The organism is uncultured Maritalea sp., assembly GCF_937139385.1.
Lineage (GTDB): Bacteria > Pseudomonadota > Alphaproteobacteria > Rhizobiales > Devosiaceae > Maritalea > Maritalea porphyrae_A.
Window position 1 is genome coordinate 1 of the sequence record NZ_CAKZPW010000256.1, and the last position, 1,991, is coordinate 1,991.

At 50.2% G+C, this 1,991-nt stretch carries 3 protein-coding genes; 1 reads left to right on the plus strand and 2 read right to left on the minus strand.

The window, feature by feature from the left end; translation table 11 throughout:
* Positions 1 to 603: adenosine kinase (locus Q0231_RS10530; protein ID WP_299347643.1), on the plus strand; the 603-nt coding region annotated here is incomplete at its 5' end.
* Between the two features lie 34 nt (positions 604 to 637).
* Here Q0231_RS10530 and coaA read toward each other — a convergent pair.
* A complete protein-coding gene (gene coaA, locus Q0231_RS10535) occupies positions 638 to 1,594 on the minus strand; it encodes a type I pantothenate kinase (RefSeq protein WP_269393375.1) in 957 nt (318 codons plus the stop codon).
* Between the two features lie 3 nt (positions 1,595 to 1,597).
* Positions 1,598 to 1,915: a phosphoribosyl-ATP diphosphatase gene (locus Q0231_RS10540; RefSeq protein ID WP_299347644.1), complete on the minus strand. Its 318-nt coding sequence runs from the start codon at positions 1,913 to 1,915 to the stop codon at positions 1,598 to 1,600.
* Between the last annotated feature and the right edge of the window lie 76 nt (positions 1,916 to 1,991).

A 1,991-nucleotide genomic window follows, 5' to 3' on the forward strand; every position in this document is an offset into this window, starting at 1 on the left:
GGTGCCTGTCAGGAGCTTACTGTTGCTGACATGGACGAAGACTTAATCGCTTCGTCCGCCCTAACCTTTATGGAAGGATATTTGTGGGATCCACCAGAAGCCAAGCGCGCTTTTGTGAAAGCTGGGGAAATGGCGCACAAGCACGGTCGCAAAACCGGCATCACTTTGTCGGACCCATTTTGTGTTGATCGATTCCGCGACGAATTTGTTGCCCTATTGCGCAATAAAACCATGGATGTTTTGCTGGCCAATGACGATGAGATTAAATCGCTCTATCAAGTGAGTGATCTCAATGAAGCAATTGCCGCTGTGCAAAAAGATTGCTCCACCGTTGCGATTACTTTGGGTGCCGACGGGGCGATGGCGATCAAAGATGGTGTGATCACTGAAGTACCTGCTTTTGCGGTGGAGCAGGTCGAAGATGTGACAGGCGCGGGTGATTTGTTCGCTTCTGGCTTCTTGTATGGTTTGGCCCGCGGACAAAGCATGGCAGAAAGCTTGTCGCTTGGTTGTTTAAGCGCTTCTGAAGTGATTGCACATGTGGGCGCGCGGCCAAATGTCAGCTTGAAGGGTTTGGCAACGAAGATGGGCCTTGCGCTTTAGTTTTTCGTGATCCCGGCCAAGGTCGGGAACGCCCTTAGAGTTTTCTCAACGCCACTTTGTCGATTGTGTGATCCATACCTTTGGTGAGAATTAGATCTGCGCGACCGCGAGTGGGCAGAATGTTTTCCATAAGGTTGGGCAGGTTTATTTGTTCCCAAATGGAAATGGCCAGTGCTTTGGCTTCTTCAATATCCAGTTTTGAAAACTGATGAAAAAAGCTCGTGGGATCACGAAAGGCCGTTTCGCGCAGGCGCAAAAACCGTTCCACATACCATTTGCGCAAAAGGGGTTCTTCGGCATCTATATAGACGGAGAAATCGAGATAGTCCGACGCAAAAAGGATCGGCTTGCCGTCTTTGGGCAAATCACCGGGTTGCAAAATGTTCAACCCTTCAACAATGAGAATATTGGGTCGATCCACCCTCACTTCTTCGCCCGGCACCACATCATAAACAAGATGCGAATATGTGGGCACGCTCACATTGGGTTCACCCGCCTTAATCCGGGCCAAGAATCTTAGAAATGCGCCACGGTCATAGCTTTCAGGGAAGCCTTTTCGCTCCATTAATCCGCGTTTTTCGAGTTCGGCGTTGGGCAGCAAAAAGCCATCAGTTGTGACCAAATCAACTTTTGGCGAAGAGGGCCAGCGCTGCAGCAGCGCACGCAAGATCCGTGCGGTGGTAGACTTTCCCACCGAGACAGAACCCGCAACCCCGATGATGTAAGGGGCTTTATCGCCATTATGGTGCAAGAATTTCCCAGCCGCCACATGCAGACCCTGAACCGCTTCTACATAAAAGGACAATAGCCTTGTGATCGGCAAATAGACTTTTTCTGCTTCGCTTAGGGATATGGGATCGTTTAAAGACTGCAACCGCACCAAATCTTCAGCGGTCAAGGTCATGGGTTCGTCAGCTCGCAAAGCTGACCATTCGGTTTTGGAGAACTCATAATAGGGCGAAGCATAGTTCGCGTTTGAGACCTGATCCAAACCCTACCTCTTTCTGGACGCTTTTTCGGCCAAACCGGACTGAGCTGTGCGCCGCTCAAGTTCACCCAAAACGTCGCTTAGTGCCACGTCATTGCCTTTTAAGACCACCAAAAGATGGTAGATCACGTCTGCGGCTTCTTTGGTCAATTCTACGCGGTCATTGCTGATCGCCGCGATCACGGTTTCAACCGCTTCCTCACCGAGTTTTTTTGCCGCCTCTTTGCCGCCGTTTTGCAACAATCTAGCCGTATAGGACTGCTCAGGTGATGCAGCGGCCTTCTGGGCGATGATTTGTTCCAAATCGCTTAAAGAGAATGTCATGGACTATCCTTTAGCCACATTGTCTTGACGTACCGCAATACCACTTTGTGCCATATGGGCTTTTGCCTCGCCAATT